Source organism: Pseudomonas sp. NBRC 111139 (assembly GCF_001753955.1).
GTDB classification, from domain to species: Bacteria; Pseudomonadota; Gammaproteobacteria; order Pseudomonadales; family Pseudomonadaceae; genus Aquipseudomonas; species Aquipseudomonas alloputida.
This window is the reverse complement of sequence record NZ_BCBP01000061.1, coordinates 26,686-44,522: the sequence shown is the minus strand read 5'-3', so window position 1 is coordinate 44,522 and position 17,837 is coordinate 26,686. Positions and strand designations below refer to the sequence as shown.

Annotated in this window: 19 protein-coding genes and 1 pseudogene; 14 read left to right on the top strand and 6 right to left on the bottom strand. The window is 56.0% G+C overall.

Going from position 1 to position 17,837, the window contains the following annotated elements:
• From BJQ17_RS22990 to BJQ17_RS22930, 13 genes and pseudogenes are all read left to right on the top strand, one after another.
• Positions 1–189 (top strand): STAS domain-containing protein (locus BJQ17_RS22990; protein ID WP_139139810.1); only part of this gene is annotated, 189 nt, incomplete at its 5' end.
• 8 nt (positions 190–197) lie between these two features.
• Positions 198–1,889 carry a fused response regulator/phosphatase gene (locus tag BJQ17_RS22985; RefSeq protein ID WP_070096696.1) on the top strand — a complete coding sequence of 564 codons (1,692 nt, stop codon included), beginning with the start codon at positions 198–200 and terminating at the stop codon, positions 1,887–1,889.
• 48 nt (positions 1,890–1,937) lie between these two features.
• Positions 1,938–2,285, top strand: a complete 348-nt coding sequence (locus tag BJQ17_RS22980) for an Hpt domain-containing protein (protein ID WP_004577674.1) — start codon at positions 1,938–1,940, stop codon at positions 2,283–2,285.
• A gap of 70 nt (positions 2,286–2,355) precedes the next feature.
• Positions 2,356–3,621 carry a flagellar hook-length control protein FliK gene (locus BJQ17_RS22975; RefSeq protein ID WP_070096695.1) on the top strand — a complete coding sequence of 422 codons (1,266 nt, stop codon included), beginning with the start codon at positions 2,356–2,358 and terminating at the stop codon, positions 3,619–3,621.
• Between the two features lie 219 nt (positions 3,622–3,840).
• Positions 3,841–4,338, top strand: a complete 498-nt coding sequence (gene fliL / locus BJQ17_RS22970; protein ID WP_054889678.1) for a flagellar basal body-associated protein FliL — start codon at positions 3,841–3,843, stop codon at positions 4,336–4,338.
• A 9-nt stretch (positions 4,339–4,347) separates the two neighbouring features.
• A complete protein-coding gene (fliM, locus tag BJQ17_RS22965) occupies positions 4,348–5,316 on the top strand; it encodes a flagellar motor switch protein FliM (RefSeq protein ID WP_003254418.1) in 969 nt (322 codons plus the stop codon).
• Between the two features lie 47 nt (positions 5,317–5,363).
• The gene (gene fliN / locus BJQ17_RS22960) at positions 5,364–5,828 is read left to right on the top strand and encodes a flagellar motor switch protein FliN (protein ID WP_003254417.1); all 465 of its coding nucleotides are present in this window, start codon (positions 5,364–5,366) and stop codon (positions 5,826–5,828) included.
• Positions 5,829–5,840: 12 nt separating this feature from the next.
• The gene (fliO, locus tag BJQ17_RS22955) at positions 5,841–6,275 is read left to right on the top strand and encodes a flagellar biosynthetic protein FliO (protein WP_014860286.1); all 435 of its coding nucleotides are present in this window, start codon (positions 5,841–5,843) and stop codon (positions 6,273–6,275) included.
• Entirely contained in the window at positions 6,275–7,030 is a 756-nt protein-coding gene (fliP, locus tag BJQ17_RS22950; RefSeq protein WP_003254415.1) for a flagellar type III secretion system pore protein FliP, read from the top strand. Before fliO ends, fliP begins: the two co-directional genes overlap by 1 nt.
• 21 nt (positions 7,031–7,051) lie before the next feature.
• Positions 7,052–7,321, top strand: coding sequence for a flagellar biosynthesis protein FliQ (gene fliQ / locus BJQ17_RS22945; protein ID WP_003254414.1), 270 nt, complete (start codon positions 7,052–7,054; stop codon positions 7,319–7,321).
• A gap of 7 nt (positions 7,322–7,328) precedes the next feature.
• Positions 7,329–8,105 (top strand): flagellar biosynthetic protein FliR, encoded by a 777-nt coding sequence (gene fliR, locus BJQ17_RS22940; protein WP_003254413.1) that lies wholly within the window; start codon positions 7,329–7,331, stop codon positions 8,103–8,105.
• Between the two features lie 2 nt (positions 8,106–8,107).
• Positions 8,108–9,250 (top strand): flagellar biosynthesis protein FlhB, encoded by a 1,143-nt coding sequence (gene flhB, locus BJQ17_RS22935; RefSeq protein WP_070096694.1) that lies wholly within the window; start codon positions 8,108–8,110, stop codon positions 9,248–9,250.
• Between the two features lie 230 nt (positions 9,251–9,480).
• Positions 9,481–9,707, top strand: a pseudogene (locus tag BJQ17_RS22930) (FHIPEP family type III secretion protein); the annotation flags it as partial.
• Between the two features lie 180 nt (positions 9,708–9,887).
• On the opposite strand, the gene BJQ17_RS22925 reads toward BJQ17_RS22930, so the two are convergent.
• From BJQ17_RS22925 to BJQ17_RS22910, 5 genes are read right to left on the bottom strand one after another with little or no spacing between them, the layout of a single operon-like run.
• Complete coding sequence (locus tag BJQ17_RS22925; protein WP_070096693.1) at positions 9,888–10,802, bottom strand: D-alanine--D-alanine ligase; 915 nt, start codon at positions 10,800–10,802, stop codon at positions 9,888–9,890.
• A 1-nt stretch (position 10,803) separates the two neighbouring features.
• Entirely contained in the window at positions 10,804–11,961 is a 1,158-nt protein-coding gene (locus BJQ17_RS30390) for a cysteine desulfurase family protein (RefSeq protein ID WP_083285098.1), read from the bottom strand.
• Between the two features lie 10 nt (positions 11,962–11,971).
• Positions 11,972–12,850, bottom strand: coding sequence for an LPD16 domain-containing protein (locus tag BJQ17_RS22920; RefSeq protein ID WP_070096692.1), 879 nt, complete (start codon positions 12,848–12,850; stop codon positions 11,972–11,974).
• Between the two features lie 32 nt (positions 12,851–12,882).
• The gene (locus BJQ17_RS22915) at positions 12,883–14,049 is read right to left on the bottom strand and encodes a PLP-dependent transferase (RefSeq protein WP_070096691.1); all 1,167 of its coding nucleotides are present in this window, start codon (positions 14,047–14,049) and stop codon (positions 12,883–12,885) included.
• Position 14,050: 1 nt separating this feature from the next.
• Positions 14,051–15,679: a B12-binding domain/radical SAM domain-containing protein gene (locus tag BJQ17_RS22910; RefSeq protein ID WP_070096690.1), complete on the bottom strand. Its 1,629-nt coding sequence runs from the start codon at positions 15,677–15,679 to the stop codon at positions 14,051–14,053.
• Here BJQ17_RS22910 and BJQ17_RS22905 point away from each other — a divergent pair.
• A complete protein-coding gene (locus tag BJQ17_RS22905; protein WP_307572272.1) occupies positions 15,608–16,831 on the top strand; it encodes a D-alanine--D-alanine ligase family protein in 1,224 nt (407 codons plus the stop codon). The two genes, BJQ17_RS22910 and BJQ17_RS22905, sit on opposite strands and share 72 nt — an antisense overlap.
• Here the strand turns inward: BJQ17_RS22905 and BJQ17_RS22900 are convergent.
• Entirely contained in the window at positions 16,826–17,521 is a 696-nt protein-coding gene (locus BJQ17_RS22900) for a GntR family transcriptional regulator (RefSeq protein WP_070096689.1), read from the bottom strand. The genes BJQ17_RS22905 and BJQ17_RS22900 overlap by 6 nt on opposite strands.
• Between the last annotated feature and the right edge of the window lie 316 nt (positions 17,522–17,837).

Genomic DNA, 17,837 nt, shown 5'->3' with positions numbered 1-17,837 from the left:
CGGCCGGATTCGGTGGTCGTCGACCTGAAGGACACCACCTACCTCGACAGCTCCGCGCTGGGCATGCTGCTGTTGCTGCGCGACCACGCGGGCGGCGACGAGTCGGATGTGCGGGTAGTGCATGCCAGCTCCGACGTGCGCAAGATTCTCGCTATCTCCAATTTCGAAAAACTCTTCGATATCAGTTGAGCGCCGACATGCCGGCCGAACAGGCGTTGACCGTGCTGGTCGCCGAAGACAGTGCTGTCGATCGCCTTCTGCTTGCGCAGATCGTGCGCCGCCAGGGGCATCAGGTATTCACTGCGGAGAACGGCGAGCAGGCGGTAGCGCTGTACCTCGAGCGGCGCCCGCAACTGGTGCTGCTGGACGCCTTGATGCCGGTCATGGATGGCTTCGAGGCGGCGCGGCAGATCAAGGCATTGGCTGGCGAGGCGCTGGTGCCGATCATTTTCCTGACGTCGCTGAATGAAGAAGAAGGCCTGGTGCGTTGCCTGGAGGCGGGGGGCGATGATTTCATGGCCAAGCCCTACAGTGCGGTGATCCTCGCTGCCAAGATTCGCGCCATGGACCGTCTGCGTCGCTTGCAGGCAACGGTACTGGAACAGCGTGACCAGATCACCCGGCATCACCATCACCTGCTTAACGAGCAGCGGGTCGCCAAGGCGGTGTTCGACAAGGTGGCCCACTCGGGTTGCCTTTCTGCACCCAACATTCGCTACCTGCAATCGCCTTACGCGCTGTTCAATGGCGACCTGATGCTGGCGGCATTTACCCCGGCCGGCGACATGCGTGTGCTGCTTGGCGATTTCACCGGTCATGGCCTGCCGGCGGCGGTCGGCGCCATGCCGATGGCTGAGGTGTTCTACGGCATGACCGCCAAGGGCTACGGCATGGCGCAGATCCTGCGCGAGATGAATGCCAAGCTCAAGCGCATCCTGCCGGTGGACATGTTCTGCTGTGCGCTGCTGCTCAACCTCAGCATGCAGCGCGGCTCGGTGGAGGTGTGGAATGGCGGTATGCCCGATGGTTATCGCCTGTCGGTGGATGGCCAAGTGCTGTCTGCACTGAGTTCGCGGCACCTGCCGCTGGGCATTCTGGCCGCTGAGCGCTTCGATGACAGCACAGAGGTGTTGCCGCTGGCACCGGGCGAGCGCCTGTTGCTGCTGTCAGACGGTGTGCTCGATACCGCCGACGACCAGGAGCGCCTGTTTGGCGTACAGCGCCTGCGAGCGGTGCTGGCCGACAACCACGACCCCGTGCAGTTGTTCGATGAGCTGATGCTGGCCCTGGAGCGTTTTGGTGGGCAGCCACGCGATGACATCAGCTTGTGCGACATTCGCATGTTCACTGCCGAGGAGCGGGTGCCGGCACCGATGATCTACTCTGATAGTGGCCGCTCCAGCCCGCTGGACTGGTCGCTGAGCTTCGAAGTGCGGGGCGAAAGCCTCAAGCGCTTCAACCCTGTGCCTTACCTGGTGCAGTTGTTGCAAGAAATTCATGGCCTGCGCGCGCGTACCGGCAACTTGCACAGTGTGCTTAGCGAGTTGTATGCCAATGCGCTTGAGCATGGTGTGCTGGGCCTGGACTCACAGCTCAAGCGCGATGTGCAGGGCTTTACCGACTATTACCAGGAGCGCGCCCGGCGCCTGGGCTCGCTGACCGAAGGCTTTGTAAGCATCGATTTCAAGGTTGAACCGCATGGCGGCGGTGGGCGTCTGATGATCGAGGTGCGCGACAGCGGTGCCGGCTTCGACGTGCAGCAAGTGCTTGCGCGGCCTTCGCTGGATCAGGGGCTGAGCGGTCGCGGTCTGAATCTGGTGCGGCAGTTGGCCAGTGACGCGCGCTGGAGTGAGGGCGGGCGTTGCGCGCATGTGGAGTTCGTATGGTGAGCCACGGGTTGGCTCGGGCATAATCTGGCTTGATCAAGGAGTGAACAAGTGACTGACATGCATATTGACCACAAGGTACTCAGTGACCTGCGTGAGGTCATGGAAGATGGCTACCTGCAGTTGGTGCAGACTTTTCTCGACGACTCAGAGCGGCGTCTTGGCCAGCTGCACGCGGCCAAAAGCGCCGAGGAGCTTGGCGCGGCAGCCCACAGTTTCAAGGGCAGCAGCAGCAACATGGGCGCGGTGGCCTTGGCCAGCCTGTGCCAGCAGCTCGAAGAGCGCGCACGGCGGCCTCCGTTATATGGAATTGAAGACTTGATCAGCCGCATCGACATGGAATTCGTCGTGGTGCAGCACTTTTACCGTGGTGAGCAGCAACGTATTTCCGCAGGCTGATACGCGAGTTGGCGCGAGTCTTGCCTGTCTCTGCACCGATGATTTTTGATTCTGGCGCGGAGACCGCTCGATGCCTGTCGCACCCAACCCTTTGTTGCAAGCCAATGCCATTGCCAAGACCTCGCGTTCGGCCACCGTGCAGGCGGACAAGCCGCTGCAGGCGCTGGGCGACAAGGGCGATGCCTTTGGCCAGGTGATGGCCAAGCAGGGCCGCGACAAGGTTACCGGGCAGGACGACAAGGTCGCTCAAGCCAAGCCCAAGGACAAACCTGATGCGGCAGCCGGCGGCAAGAAAGACCCGGCTGGCAAAGCTGCAGTTGCCGATGACGGCAACAAGTTGCCAGAAGAGGATTCGGCCCAGGCCGATACGGGTGTGCGTGATGCCAGCCTGGTGGCCGGTCAGGTCACTGATGCCCAGCCCGGCGCGCAATTGATCCAGGCTCAGGCCGAGGCGGTGGCGCCAGTGCTGCAGGCGGCCACGGCGCAAACCCAGGTCGCCGCGGCACTGCCTGAAGAGCCGTCCGCCGAGGAGGCCTTCGATCCGGATGCTGACCCCCTGGCCAACCTGCCAACCCTGCGCCTCGCGCTGGAGCACAGTGCCCAGGCCAAGGGTGGCACCTCGGCACATGCCCTCGATGCTGCCCAGGCTCAGGGCGAGGAAGGGCAGGCGGCCGTCAATACCTTGGCGAATTTGGTCGAGAATACCGATGGCGAAAGCGCCGAATCCGGTGACAAGGCCTTTGGCAGCTTGCTTGAGGACGGCCTGAAAGACACCAAGAGTGCCAGCAGCGACACCCGCATCGATGATTTTGCCAACCGCCTGGCCAACCTGACCCAGGCGGCCACGGCCAAGACCGCCAATGCCGTGCCGGCCAATGCGAACCCGCTGCATCAGCCATTGCCAATGAATCAGAACGCTTGGGCCGAAGGCCTGGTCAACCGGGTCATGTACCTGTCCAGCCAGAACCTCAAGTCGGCTGATATCCAACTGGAGCCGGCAGAACTCGGTCGCCTCGACATTCGCGTCAATGTTGCGGCGGACCAGGCCACCCAGGTCACCTTCATCAGCGGCCACGCCGGCGTGCGTGACGCCCTCGATAGCCAGGTGCATCGCCTGCGCGAACTGTTTGCCCAGCAGGGGTTGGCGCAGCCGGATGTCAACGTGGCTGACCAGTCGCGCGGGCAGCAACAACAGCAGGGGCAGGCGCAGGGCAGCAACCTTTCCGGGGTGGCGGCGCGCCGGGCCGAGCAGGGTGGGGTCGAGGCGGTCGATAGCGCCCGGCCTTTGGAGCAGCAGGTGGTTGTCGGCGACAGTGCGGTCGATTACTACGCCTGATAACGGTTGGTCTGGGCTGGCTTCTTCGCGGGCGAGCCCGCTCCCACAGGCATTTCGTTGATTTCGAACCCTGTGCGGTAGCTGTGGGAGCGGGCGTGGCCGCGAAGCAGCCAGCACCGCAAAACCTGCTGGAATCCATCCCCTGCAAAATCTGGCATAACACTTGCTCAAGCCAAGCCATCCTCCCTTGAACCCCCCGATGGACGACGGATTATTGGCATGGCGAAGAGCGAAGCAGTCAAAGACCCCGCCACTAAAGGCAAACTCAAGCTGATCCTGCTGGCCGTCGTAGGCCTGCTGCTGGCGATCGGCCTTTCGGTGGGCGCTACCTGGTTCATCATGCACAAGAGCGAGCCCGCTCCGGCCGCCGAAGCCGCGGCCGGCAACGTCAAGCCAGCGGCGATCTACGAGGCGCTGACCCCGGCCTTCGTGGTCAACTTCAACCAGAACGGCCGCCAGCGCTACATGCAGCTGAGCATCACCCTGCAGGCGCGTAACCAGGCCGACCTGGATGCCCTCAAGGTGCACATGCCGGTGATCCGCAACAACCTGGTGATGATGTTCTCCGGGCAAGGGTTCGACACCCTCGCCAGCAGCCCGGTAGGGCAGGAGATGCTGCGTCAGAAGGCCACCGCGGTGGTCCAGGAAGTGGCGCAGAAGGAAGTCGGCAAGCCGGTCATCGACCAGTTGCTGTTCACCAATTTCGTATTGCAGTAGGAGTCCGCAATGGCCGTACAGGACCTGCTGTCCCAGGATGAAATCGATGCCCTGTTGCACGGTGTCGACGACGGGCTGGTGCAGACCGAGAGTGCATCCGAGCCTGGCAGTATCAAAAGCTACGACCTGACCAGTCAGGACCGTATCGTGCGGGGTCGCATGCCGACCCTGGAAATGATCAACGAGCGCTTCGCCCGCTACACCCGTATCAGCATGTTCAACCTGCTACGCCGCTCCGCAGACGTGGCCGTGGGGGGCGTGCAGGTCATGAAGTTCGGCGAATACGTGCACTCGCTGTACGTGCCCACCAGCCTCAACCTGGTCAAGATCAAGCCGCTGCGCGGCACTTCGCTGTTCATCCTCGACGCCAAGCTGGTGTTCAAGCTGGTGGACAACTTTTTTGGCGGCGATGGCCGCCACGCCAAGATCGAAGGGCGTGAGTTCACCCCGACCGAACTGCGTGTGGTGCGCATGGTGCTGGACCAGTGTTTCGTCGACCTCAAGGAAGCCTGGCAGGCGATCATGCCGGTCAGCTTCGAGTACATGAACTCCGAGGTCAACCCGGCCATGGCCAACATTGTCGGCCCCAGCGAGGCGGTGGTGGTGTCCACCTTCCACATCGAACTGGACGGCGGCGGCGGCGATCTGCACGTGACCATGCCGTACTCGATGATCGAGCCGGTGCGGGAAATGCTCGACGCCGGTTTCCAGTCGGACCTGGACGACCAGGACGAGCGCTGGGTCAAGGCCCTGCGCGAGGACGTGCTGGACGTGGCCGTGCCAATGACCGCCACGGTCGCCCGACGCCAGCTGAAGCTGCGCGACATCCTGCACATGCAGCCGGGTGACGTGATCCCGGTGGAGCTGCCCGAGCACCTGGTGCTGCGCGCTAACGGGGTGCCAGCGTTCAAGGCGCGGCTGGGCTCGCACAAGGGCAACCTGGCCCTGCAGATCATTGACCCGATCGAACGCCGCTGACGGTGTGCCGGTCGCTTACAACGAATTGAATGCCTGTCGAGGAAATCATGGCTAACGAAAACGAGATCACCTCCCCAGAGGACCAGGCACTGGCCGATGAGTGGGCCGCAGCGTTGGAGGAAACCGGTTCTGCCGGCCAGGCCGACATCGATGCACTGCTGGGCGGGGACACCGGCAGCAGCGGCCCGGGCCGCCTGCCGATGGAAGAATTCGCCAGCTCGCCGAAGCCGAACGAAAATGTCAGCCTCGAAGGCCCTAACCTGGACGTGATCCTGGATATCCCGGTGAACATTTCCATGGAAGTGGGCAGCACCGAGATCAACATCCGCAACCTGCTGCAGCTCAACCAGGGCTCGGTGATCGAGCTCGACCGCCTGGCCGGGGAGCCGCTCGACGTGCTGGTCAACGGTACGCTGATCGCCCATGGCGAAGTGGTCGTGGTCAACGAAAAGTTCGGCATCCGCCTGACCGACGTGATCAGCCCCAGCGAACGTATCAAGAAGCTGCGCTGAGTGAAGGGCACGATGCGCGCCATCGCCGTGGCAGCGGTGCTGTTCGCCAGCCACGCCTGCCTGGCTGCGGCCACGCCAGCGGCCACCCCGGCGGCTCAACCTGGCAGTCTCGGCGGGCAGCTGGCGCAGATGGTCTTGGGCCTGCTGCTGGTGGTGGGCCTGATCTTCTTCCTGGCCTGGCTGCTGCGGCGCCTGCAGAGCACCGCTGTGAAGGGTGGGCAGGTGATCGAGATTGTCGGCAGCCGTGCCATCGGCCCGCGTGACCGCCTGCTGCTGGTGCAGGTGGGCAAGGAGCAGATCCTGATAGGCCATACCCCCGGCACCATCGAGGCCCTGCACGTACTGGCCGAACCCGTGGAAGTGCCGGCAAGCGTCCGTCAGGCGACGCCGGAGTTTGCCCAGCGGCTGATGGAGCTGATGGGCAAGGACCCTAAGGACAACAAGTGATGAGCGGCGCGCTGCGTACGTTGTTGACTCTGGCGCTGCTGCTGGCTGCGCCGCTGGCCCTGGCCGCCGACCCGCTGTCGATCCCGGCCATCACCCTGTCCAACACCCCGGACGGGCAACAGGAATATTCGGTCAGCCTGCAAATCCTGCTGATCATGACCGCGCTGAGCTTCATCCCGGCGTTCGTCATTCTGATGACCAGCTTTACTCGCATCATCATCGTGTTTTCGATTTTGCGCCAGGCCCTGGGCCTGCAGCAGACGCCGTCGAACCAGCTGTTGACCGGCATGGCGCTGTTCCTGACCATGTTCATCATGGCGCCGGTGTTCGATCGGGTGAACCAGGACGCGCTGCAGCCGTACCTGAAGGAGCAGATGACTGCCCAGCAGGCGATCGACAAGGCCCAGGGCCCGCTCAAGGACTTCATGCTGGCGCAAACCCGGCAGAGCGACCTTGACTTGTTCATGCGCCTGTCCAAGCGCACCGACATCGCCGGCCCCGACCAGGTGCCGCTGACGATCCTGGTGCCGGCATTCGTCACGTCGGAGCTCAAGACCGCGTTCCAGATCGGGTTCATGATCTTCATCCCGTTCCTGATCATCGACATGGTGGTGGCCAGTGTGCTGATGGCCATGGGTATGATGATGCTGTCGCCGCTGATCATCTCGCTGCCCTTCAAGATCATGCTGTTCGTGCTGGTCGACGGCTGGGCGCTGATCATGGGCACCCTGGCCAGCAGTTTCGGCGGCGTCTGACGCCGTCAAGGAGAGCCGCCGATGACACCTGAAGTAGCTGTCGACCTGTTCCGTGATGCCCTGTGGCTGACAACCTTGATGGTTGCCGTGCTGGTGGTGCCGAGCCTGTTGGTGGGCCTGGTGGTGGCGATGTTCCAGGCGGCCACGCAGATCAACGAACAGACCCTGAGCTTTCTGCCGCGCCTGCTGGTGATGCTGATCACGCTGATCATTGCCGGGCCGTGGCTGGTGCAGAAATTCATGGAGTACATCACCACGCTCTACACCAACATCCCGCAGCTCATAGGTTGATGCGGCGATGCTGGAACTGACCGACACGCAGATCGGCACCTGGGTCGCCACCTTCATCCTGCCGTTGTTCAGGGTGACCGCGGTGCTGATGACCATGCCGATTTTCGGTACCCGCATGTTGCCGGCGCGGGTGCGCTTGTACGTGTCCGTGGCCATCACCGTGGTAATCGTGCCGGCACTGCCGCCACTGCCTGAATTCGACCCGCTGAGCCTGCGCGGTTTGCTGCTGTGCGCCGAGCAGATCATCGTTGGCGCACTGTTTGGCCTGGCCTTGCAGTTGTTGTTCCAGGCTTTCGTGATTGCCGGGCAGATTGTTGCGGTGCAGATGGGCATGGCCTTCGCCTCGATGGTTGACCCCGCCAACGGGGTCAACGTCACGGTAATCAGCCAGTTCATGACCATGCTGGTGAGTGTGTTGTTCCTGTTGATGAACGGCCACCTGGTGGTGTTCGAGGTGCTGACCGAAAGTTTTACCACCTTGCCGGTGGGGAGTGCGCTGGTGGTCAACCACTTCTGGGAGCTGGCCGGGCGCATGGGCTGGGTGTTCGGTGCCGGCCTGCTGTTGATTCTGCCGGTGATTGCCGCGCTGCTGGTGGTGAACATCGCCTTTGGCGTAATGACCCGCGCAGCGCCACAGCTGAATATTTTCTCCATCGGCTTCCCGCTGACCTTGGTCATGGGCATGTTCGTCTTCTGGGTGGGCCTGGCCGATATACTGTCTCACTATCAGGCATTGGCCAGTGAAACGCTGCAGTGGCTGCGTGAGCTGGCGAGGGCGCGCTGAACATGGCAGAAAGCGAGAGCGGTCAGGACAAGACAGAAGACCCCACCGAAAAGCGCAAGCGCGACGCCCGTGAGAAGGGCGAGGTCGCGCGCTCCAAGGAGCTGAACACGGTGGCGGTGACCCTGGCGGGCGCTGGTGGCCTGCTGGCATTCGGTGGTCACTTGGCCGAAACATTGCTGGCGTTGATGCGCATGAACTTCAGTTTGACCCGCGACATCATCGTCGATGAACGGGCCATGGGGGCCTTTCTGCTGGCCTCGGGCAAGATGGCTATCTGGGCGGTGCAGCCGGTGTTGATCCTGCTGTTCGTGATTTCCTTCGTGGCGCCCATCGCGCTTAGCGGCTTCTTGTTCTCGGGCAGCTTGCTGCAGCCCAAGTTCAGCCGCATGAACCCGCTGTCGGGGATCAAGCGCATGTTCTCGATGCAGGCCTTGACTGAATTGCTCAAGGCGCTGGCCAAGTTTTTCGTGATTCTGGTGGTGGCGGTGGTGGTGCTCTCCGGTGACCGCCAGGCCTTGCTGTCGATTGCCAATGAGCCGCTGGAGCAGGCGATCATCCATAGCTTGCAGGTGGTGGGCTGGAGTGCCTTGTGGATGTCGGCCGGGCTGTTGCTGATTGCCGCGGCAGATGTGCCGTTCCAGCTGTACCAGACGCACAAGAAAATGAAGATGACCAAGCAGGAAGTGCGCGACGAGTACAAGGACAGCGAGGGCAAGCCCGAGGTCGAGCAACGTATTCGCCAACTGCAGCGCGAGGTGTCGCAGCGGCGCATGATGGCGGCGGTACCGGATGCAGATGTGATCATCACCAACCCGACGCATTATGCGGTGGCGTTGCAATACGACCCGGAGAAAGGCGGTGCGGCGCCGTTGCTGCTGGCCAAGGGTAGCGATTTCATGGCGTTGAAGATTCGTGAAATTGGCGTGGAGCACAACATCCAGATCCTCGAGTCGCCGGCGCTGGCGCGGGCGATCTATTACTCCACCGAACTTGAGCAGGAGATCCCGGCGGGGCTGTACCTGGCGGTGGCGCAGGTGCTGGCGTATGTGTTCCAGATTCGCCAATACCGATCCGGCAAGGGCAAGCGCCCAGAGCCGCTGAAGGACGACCTGCCGATCCCACCGGACCTGCGCCGCGACAGTTGACCTTGTGTCACGGCTTCTGGCTCTTTCGCGGGTGAACCCGCTCCTACACCCGATCGGGGATGGACACACATCGGTGATTGGGCGCAGGCCGTCGTGTAGGAACGGGTTCACCAGCGAAAGGGCCGGCACCGGCAACATAAATCTCCCTTCGAGCAAAGTTGAAAGGCTTCTTGCAAAGCCACGCCCAGGCGCCCCCTGGGCGTCAAAGTTTTGCATCAAGAGGACTCGCGGTGGATCGCACTCAGTTAATCAGCAACGCCCGCAACAACCTGGCCGGGGCGACCTGGGGGTGCCGCTGTTGCTGCTGGTGATGTTGGCAATGATGATGTTGCCAATACCGCCGTTCCTGCTCGACGTGTTCTTCACGTTCAACATCGCCCTGTCGATCGTGGTGCTGCTGGTGTGTGTATACGCCCTGCGTCCGCTCGACTTTGCGGCGTTCCCGACCATTCTGCTTTCCGATTCCGCCGGATTTGCGGCGTGACAGTTGAAAGTTTCTTGACCGTTTCTGGGATTGCTCAAGATCGAGCGCCGTTTGAGCGGCGCTTAATCTCAATTGGGTGATCAATAAATTACCATCCGAAAAACACCAACGACATCCAATAGCCTGATGGTACGAATTATACTTGTTGTTCGGTCAGCAGTATTGGCTAGGATCCAAGTTGTTTAAGATAAGTACCAGTTTGTCAAACTCGATACCATGTTGCTGGCATGCTTTCGGAAAAAGACTATGGTTTGTAAGCCCGGGAAGGGTGTTAAGCTCAATAAGGTACGGCTCTGTGTTGTGGACGATGAAGTCTGCTCTAAAGTAATCAAGCTCAAGTGCCTCAGCGATAGCAGAGCAGTAGTTGGTGACTAGTTGATGGGTGCTCCTGTCTAGGATGGTGAGGGTGGCATTCGTCTTGGTGGATATGAATTTCGCATAATAAGAGAAGAAATCACTCTCGAATTCAACTGTATAGATGGGTAGCGTGGATTTTTTTAAATAGCATACGGATAACTCGGGCCCACTTATAAATTCTTCTATTAGAATTCCAGTGTGAAATTTTGCTGCTGCGTTTATAGCAGGCTGGAGGTCAGCTTTGAGGTCGCGGACCAGGGACACACCGAAGCTACATCCTTCACGATTAGGTTTGACGATGCAGGGTGTTCCTAGACGTTCACTGATTTCTTCAGAACAAACGTCATCACCGTTTTTCGAGTAAAGATAGTTTGCGACATTTATTCCAAGTCCTCTTGCAATATGCTTCGTTAGAAGCTTGTCCATGCAGATTGCGCTGGCCTGAGGAGAAGGGCCATTATATGGGATCCCTAGTCCTTCTAAATATGCTTGTGCCATCCCGTTTTCACCGAAACCGCCATGAAGCGCCAAAAAGACTCTGGTGAATTTAGCGAGGTCCAGACTAAGCAGTTCTCTATAGTCCGAAATGGTGAAAATCTCATGGCTGATTTGGAGGGTTTTCAACGATTGTGAGACAGCTTCGGAAGTTTGAAGGGAGACCTCCCGCTCTGAGGAGTTTCCACCCGTTATAATTGCAATATTTTCAATCATTTCATTCGCCCCTATGATTTAAGTGGATAAGCTGGAGCACCTTTTGTGAAAGCGATTCTGCACCTGCTCGAACGGTTTTGATGTCCATGTCGCTGGTAAAGGATAAGCGGATCGCACTGTTGGCCCTCCTTGCGTTGTGCCCAATCCCAGTGATGACGTAAGAGGGGGAAAGATTGTTAGAGTTGCAGGCTGATCCGGAAGAGATGCAGACGTTTCTCAAGCAACTAATCAAGGTTTCTGAGCGCATCCCAAGAATGGAAATATTCAAGATGTGAGGGGTCGAAACAGCGTCTGGAGAATTAATTAGGAACGCGATGTCATGCCTGTTTAGTGTTTCAAGGATTGCATTTCTCAGTTGTTTCGCAGCGGACCATGAGGCAGGGTAATCCTTGTTCTTTAGTCGACGTGCCGCAGCGCCGAATCCGGCGATCAGTTGAGTGGGAAGTGTGCCGCTACGGAGTGAAGATTGACCGCCGCCAAATGTGAGAGGACGCAAACGAGAAAAGCTGGAGGAAGAAACATAGAGGGCGCCGATGCCCTTTGGCCCTTCGATTTTATGGGCTGAAATCGAAGCGCAATCTACGCCAAGTTTTTTGACGTTGATAGGTAGCTTGCCCAAGGCTTGAGCGGCATCGATATGGAAAAGTGCATTTGAATTTTCTAATGCCTTTTTGATTTCTGGAAGGTTTTGAAATGTGCCTATTTCGGAATTCACATAAGAAATAGAGAGCAGTGATGTGTTTTCATCCAGTAGGCTGTTTAGATGCGTTAGATTGACTCGTCCATCTGAATCGATTTTCATTCGTCGAATCTCTATGTTGCGTTTTTCTAATTCTTCTGCGGCTAAAAGACTGGATTTATGGTCGATAGGGCATATAATTATATTGCTTCTTGCGTTGGTGGCGCTTCCAAGAATCGCAATGTTATTGCTTTCCGTGGCGCCAGATGTGAAAACTATTTCAGCCGGTGTGCAGCCTAGTAGCTCAGAAATATGTGAAGCACTTTCAAAGACAGCACTCCGTGCAAGACGGCCTAAAATGTGCGCAGAAGAGGGGTTTCCGTAGTTGATGTTGTTAAATTTTACCATTTCCTTTATGACTTCATCGGCGCACGGAGTAGTGGCTGCAGCATCTAGATAGATTACCGAGTCTGGTTGCATGGCTGGTCTCTCAAGTTCTATAGGTGACGACATGGATGCCTTTGCTGTATATTTCTTCGGTCGTGAGTTCCCCGCTCCCTCCCAGATCTGCCACCAATATGCTTACAGGATCGAACTCGTAAAGTGAGAGGGCGATCTCAACGCCTTTTCTAATTGGAGCATGGCATTCATTTGGGGCGAGGAGAATCAAAAGTCGAGCGCCTGCTCTGTAGGCTTCGGAAATCATTTCAGTTATTTCACCTGCGCAGCCGGTCATGCCGCAACTGACCAGTGGTAAAGGTGCGCCCGAAGAGTCAGTGAATGAAATCTCGGACATTTCTGGTTGCTCCGGAATACATCGTTTCTCGAGTTTTCCTTGCTTTACCAGTCGAGAAGCCTCATTTTGAAAGCGATTTTTCAACCATGTTTCGGGGAAGCAAAGCTTATGTCTGCGACTGGATGTAATATTTTTTGTAGTGACGATTGAGGATGAGTTAAGGTGCGCGAGGTAGCTTGTTGGAAGTTGCTTGAAGCGATTGTAAAATTCGGCCCTATAGTCATGAGTGATTTTTCCGCTTGGGACGTATTGCCAGTCGTTGATTAAAAGGAGTAGGTTCGCGCTTTTGTTATTCTTGGTTATGTGGTGTTCTGCGAGTTCTATAGCTAACATCCAGGAATAGGTGGGAAATATACCCACTCGCTCCCTGATTTGTGCTTTTAATGTAGGGTCTTCTATATCCTCAAAGACTCCTGGTGCAAGTCGATCGCTCTGTTTGTCATAAAATAGCATGAAGTGGCCGGCCATGATGTGAGCAGCATTTAAAGGCTCGGCATTCATGAAGTTGTAAATGCGACTTTTTAGCTCGTCTTCTGTGAATGCAAAGCTTTCATGTGTTGTTATTTTTTGCATGATTTATCCTTGCGGGTGATGTTGGGGCGGGGTTAATGAGTAAATGCGTTAGTAAGATCGCGAGTTAATTCTTCTGGATCTTCAAGTCCGAGGTATATCCTTGCGCACTCGCTGTTAATGCCTAGTCTTTTTGCTGAGGGCATGTCGTGAGTATCAATAAGACTGACGAGGCTTGTCGCGCCGCCCCATCCATAGCCAATCTTTATTAGGTTTAGTCGGTTTAGGCGGGATATCAGTTCGTCACGAGAGCATGAAAATTCAGCGGTGAAAAGGCTGTTGAATCCATATATCATCGAGTTTTGTAGGTGGAGCTCAGTGTTCTGGAGAATGGGATGTATCACCTGTTTTATAAGGGGCAGTGGCTTGAGGCTTCGAAGTACCTTGCGAGTCGTACTCATTTGGAATGATAGGCGAACGCCCAGCGTGCTAATTGATCGAATTGCTGCTGAGCAGGCGTGTGAGCTCACATGGTTGCCCGTTAGTGCGGAGGTGGTTTTAAGTTTTGTATACAATTTTTTTCGCTTAGTTATTAGTGCTCCGAGAGAGATGCCCTCTACAGCTCCGTGGTATTTGCTCATTGAAATCAAGCTAATGTCCGCGCCGTATGATAAGGGGTGGTGAAATACTGATGCTGCCCATGTGTTGTCGGCCACAATTAGCGCTGGGTGGTCGTGTCGTGATTCGACAATTGCACTAATATCCATGACCTCGTACGTGAATGCACCTGGGTTTTCAAATATGATTAGTTTTGTCTTCGGGGTTAGTTTGTTTTTTAGAGTCGCGGCTTCGCTAGGTGTGAAGTATTCAATTCTTACGCCAATACTTTCAAAGTGATTCAGTAGCCATCGTGTGGAGTAAACGATGGTATCTCCAGCAAGTACGTGATCACCTGGTTTCACGAATGTTGATAGCAACAGGTTGAAGGCGGACTGCCCGGAAGGTGTTAAGACTGCGAACTTGCCCTTCTCGATGTCGGCTACCCGCTGAGAAAGTTGGCGAGTCGTTGGTGTATCAACGCCGCCATAGTACAGGCCACTGAAAAGATCGTTGTCTATTTCTGCTAGACTTTCTTCATTGATGGGTGGCAGCTGATCAAAGGTGTCGACTAAATAGCTGGTGCACTCCATGGCTGGCGTTTGTGTGGATTGGATTCCTCCTGTGGGGAAGAGGCCAACCTGGGCCAGTTTGCTAAGCGTCATTTCAGGCATTGGTTGCCTCGAACTCATTGAGAAGATGGATTATTTCTTTAACTTCACCAACCTGAGGTGCATAGACATTGGGTAAGGGGTATTCGAGGGAGGCTTCACCGAATCTATGGAAATACTCCAGCAGTTCACCTTCGGGAGTGCCCCAGCGTAGGTAATTTTCATTCTCGCTTTCGCGGCAACTCCGCAGGGGGTGCTGGACTGCCCAGTTTGCACTTAAGGTAATAGGCTGTCCTGTGTCTCGCTTAAGCGTTATGAGGCCATTAAGCAAATTTCGGCGACTGGTATGCGCTTCACCCAAGCCAAAAAGTAATGCGCACCCACAATCGATATGATTTGCAGCCATAAAGTCCAGCGCTTGTAAGAATCGGTCTTTCCACGTTTGTTTATTGCCGTCAACGTCTTTACTCATGCCGCCAATTTCTTGTGGTTCAAGCGTTTCTAGCCCGATGAATATATACCTAAGGCCACATTTGGCTAGCCTTCTAATAACGTCCTTTTTTCTAAGGATCTGATCGATCGTGAATTGGCCTCCGAAAATGACTTCTAAAGGGGCTTTCTCAAGTAATTGACACAACTGTGTGATTGCGACTGGGCTACCGCTAAGGAATATCGAATCTTCGACGAATGCGCTTGCCCCCTTGTTGGGGTGATCTCGCATTACTGCGCTAACTGTCTCTTTGAGTTGATTGTAGAGTCGTCGTGGGGCGCCTTGAATTTCTTGAATGTTTCCGGCAATGCTGCGGCGTTCACTGCAAAAATTACAATCATAGATACACCCAGGCCCAGTATCGCTGAATATATGTGAGGTCATACGCCCCTGGAAAACATCAAATGAAGCGGTGACCCCAAATGTGCCGACCACTGAGGGTAATTCGTCGTGCTTCAGAGGTACGCCATCACTTACAAGTGTGTTATCGATGCGTGGGAAGTCAGCGATCCATCGCCCTTCAGTTTTCGTGTCCAGGTTTTCTGCAATGAACGTCGCTGGGCTTTGATGGCAGCGACTAAAAAGCTCTCCAATCTCTGCAATCAATTTTTCCGCCTCTCCGGAAATTATGACATCAAACAGTGGAGGGATTTCACGCTCTCTGATAAGGCGCCCCGGCGAGGCTCTATGGTGTTTGACGAGGGAGGGTAGTCTCTTTCTTTCGTCAGCAAGGTATATCGTTTCATTTATGTGCCGCCCACCCAGTATGATGAGTAATCTATCGCCGAACATTTTTCTAGCGACTTTTGCACATTTCACTGCGCCAGGCATGCAGAGCGTCATGGCGCCAATGAATAGAATGTTCGGGTGAGATGCTTGTATTAAATTTTCAAAGCGATGCATGTCATCCAGTGAGTACATGAGCAAAAAGTGCTCTCTCAACTTTTTGTCGAGTTGCCCCCAATTGCTGTTTGCCCAAGCACCTTTCCCTCGTTGTGCAAGGCTTGCCGCATAGCGGCATGCGTTAAATAGGCTGACAGGGTCAGTGCTGTTCAAAGCCCTGCCTGATTTGTAGCCGCTGATGCATTCCGGCGCAGAGACCGCGATCGCTCGAATCTGTAGATGAGGCGTGACGTCTTGGGGCTCGGACGACCGCTCGCCCAGGCTAGCCCCCTTAGTGATTTGCAAAGGCATGGTCTTCCTTTCCTGAATATCGGCAAATGCCGTTGTTATTTTTTTTGGATATTGGATACAGTAGCCAAAAGTACCCGAATGAGGTCTATCGAAATGAAACAAAATGTGATCGCACTGGTTTTTGGGGGGAGGAGTTCAGAGCATTCAGTGGCGCTCCGCTCCGCTGCTACAATCCACGCGGCGCTGATAGCTCTCGGTCACAGGGTGCACTGTGTGGGGATAGATCGTGAGGGCAACTGGAGGTATCAAGGAGAGCCGTGCCAGTTTCCAGGTGCGGTTGATCGGTCGGCTCCGTTGATTTCAATTCGTCCTGGCCATCGCTCGCTCTCATACACAACTCAAGAGAGCGGCACAGTGGAGATTGGGATCGATTTGCTTTTCCCGGCACTGCATGGCCGGTGGGGGGAGGATGGAACAATTCAAGGATTGGCAGCGATGTGCGGTTTGCCGTGTGTGGGCTCCGGGGTGCTAGGTTCGGCAATGGCCATGGATAAGGATGTCACAAAGAGAATGGTCCAGTCTGCCGGGCTTGTTGTGGGGCCTTGGCTGGCCATGAACTCCATGCGTCCTTGGGAGGAACTGGTTGAGTGCCTGGGTAGCAGCACGCTCTTCGTAAAGCCCGCCGCTTCGGGCTCATCGATTGGTGTATCGAGGGTCTCCAACACCTTGGAATATGCTGCGGCATTTGCTATTGCAGCACGAGAGGACACAAAGGTGCTGGTGGAGGCTGCTGTCTGTGGAAGAGAGATAGAGTGTGGTGTGCTCGAACTTGAGGAGGGTTTGATGGCCTCGGTGGTGGGTGAAATAATCAAAAAGGAAGGGCACGCCTATTACGATTATCAGGCGAAATACGATTCCAACAGTGTGACAGGTCTTCGTGTGCCAAGCTTGTTGCCACCTGACATTGTCGCGCGCATCCAGGCTTTATCTGTCCAGGCGTTTAGATGCCTTGAACTGAAGGGGTACGCCAGGGTGGATTTTTTCTTGACAGAAGAGGGTGAAATTATTCTCAATGAGATTAATACCTTACCCGGATTTACGAGTGCCAGTATGTACCCGAAGATGTTTGAGTGCTCCGGTTACCCCCCGCCGAAGTTGGTAGGAGCGCTAGTCGAATATGCGCTCTCATCGGCATCGAAAGAACGTTTATGACATGTCCTGCCGACGCCGTGTCTCAAGAAACGTAACGATTGCATCTCGTCCCTCGGCAAGGTGCTCGGCTAAAAATTGCTTGGCGGCTTCGCGATCACCCTTGGCGCAAGCGCTCAAAATGCTTTTATGATCCTGTTGCGATTTCTTGTGATAGTCGAGATTTGTCAACAAAAAACGAAGATGGCGATCCACCGAGTCATGAAGGGACTTAATCAATGCAAGTAATCTGGGGCGCTTTGCTTTTGAATAAAGAAAGTGATGGAACTTTTCATTGAGTTCGCTAAGGTGGTGCGGGTCGGTGGCATGCTCCATGGTAGATACGAGTTCGTACATCTGCGCCAGATCATTTTCTACGATGTTGTCAAAGCCAAAGTCCAAGGCGGTGCATTCTGCCATGATCCGCATATCATAGATCTCGACAATGTCTTCAATCGTCATGATCGCTACAGAGGCCCCTTTATGGACTTCGTAGGTAACAAGCCCTTCGGCCTCCAACTGCCTTATGGCGTCCCTTACCGGCATACGACTCAAACCGAATTTCGAGGCTAGCTCTTCTTGGCGCAAAGCCGTACCTTCGGCTATTGCGCCAGAAAGTATGCCTTCGCGTAGCGACTCGACCACATAATCCATCGCGGTTTTATGGCGATGTTTGTCAGGAACGATAAAGCTATCGAGAGAGTTCGCCACCATGTTCTCCGGGTCTAGCGATGTAGTCAAAAGCGCTGGCGAAGGTATCACAGACTCACTAGAGCTACCATCGAGCAGTTGGCATGATGTTCATGCCTTTGAGTAGTCATTGGCTCTCTACATCCGCATAGAAACCGTGAGCTTTTGCATGATCAAGTCGCTCAGATTTTTTTTGTCGTGGCGCCACCCTCTCTGTGGCTTTCCAAGAGCTTAAGCCTTGGGCCATTGCCGTAGAGGCGATTGGGCGGGAGGTCTCGTTTTTCTTGGTGATTGCCTGCTCATGAGCCACCCGTCAACGCGGTGGTACTCGCCCGGTTCA

Coding starts and splice junctions, on each gene's coding strand:
- BJQ17_RS22905 (WP_307572272.1), top strand. CDS start 15,608: ATGAGGCGTGACGTCTTGGGGCTCGGACGACCGCTCGCCCAGGCTAGC.
- BJQ17_RS22910 (WP_070096690.1), bottom strand. CDS start 15,679: ATGCCTTTGCAAATCACTAAGGGGGCTAGCCTGGGCGAGCGGTCGTCC.
- BJQ17_RS22900 (WP_070096689.1), bottom strand. CDS start 17,521: ATGGTGGCGAACTCTCTCGATAGCTTTATCGTTCCTGACAAACATCGC.
- BJQ17_RS22925 (WP_070096693.1), bottom strand. CDS start 10,802: ATGATTGAAAATATTGCAATTATAACGGGTGGAAACTCCTCAGAGCGG.
- fliM (WP_003254418.1), top strand. CDS start 4,348: ATGGCCGTACAGGACCTGCTGTCCCAGGATGAAATCGATGCCCTGTTG.
- flhB (WP_070096694.1), top strand. CDS start 8,108: ATGGCAGAAAGCGAGAGCGGTCAGGACAAGACAGAAGACCCCACCGAA.
- BJQ17_RS30390 (WP_083285098.1), bottom strand. CDS start 11,961: ATGCAACCAGACTCGGTAATCTATCTAGATGCTGCAGCCACTACTCCG.
- fliN (WP_003254417.1), top strand. CDS start 5,364: ATGGCTAACGAAAACGAGATCACCTCCCCAGAGGACCAGGCACTGGCC.
- fliP (WP_003254415.1), top strand. CDS start 6,275: ATGAGCGGCGCGCTGCGTACGTTGTTGACTCTGGCGCTGCTGCTGGCT.
- BJQ17_RS22920 (WP_070096692.1), bottom strand. CDS start 12,850: ATGCAAAAAATAACAACACATGAAAGCTTTGCATTCACAGAAGACGAG.
- fliQ (WP_003254414.1), top strand. CDS start 7,052: ATGACACCTGAAGTAGCTGTCGACCTGTTCCGTGATGCCCTGTGGCTG.
- fliL (WP_054889678.1), top strand. CDS start 3,841: ATGGCGAAGAGCGAAGCAGTCAAAGACCCCGCCACTAAAGGCAAACTC.
- BJQ17_RS22975 (WP_070096695.1), top strand. CDS start 2,356: ATGCCTGTCGCACCCAACCCTTTGTTGCAAGCCAATGCCATTGCCAAG.
- fliO (WP_014860286.1), top strand. CDS start 5,841: ATGCGCGCCATCGCCGTGGCAGCGGTGCTGTTCGCCAGCCACGCCTGC.
- fliR (WP_003254413.1), top strand. CDS start 7,329: ATGCTGGAACTGACCGACACGCAGATCGGCACCTGGGTCGCCACCTTC.
- BJQ17_RS22915 (WP_070096691.1), bottom strand. CDS start 14,049: ATGACGCTTAGCAAACTGGCCCAGGTTGGCCTCTTCCCCACAGGAGGA.
- BJQ17_RS22985 (WP_070096696.1), top strand. CDS start 198: ATGCCGGCCGAACAGGCGTTGACCGTGCTGGTCGCCGAAGACAGTGCT.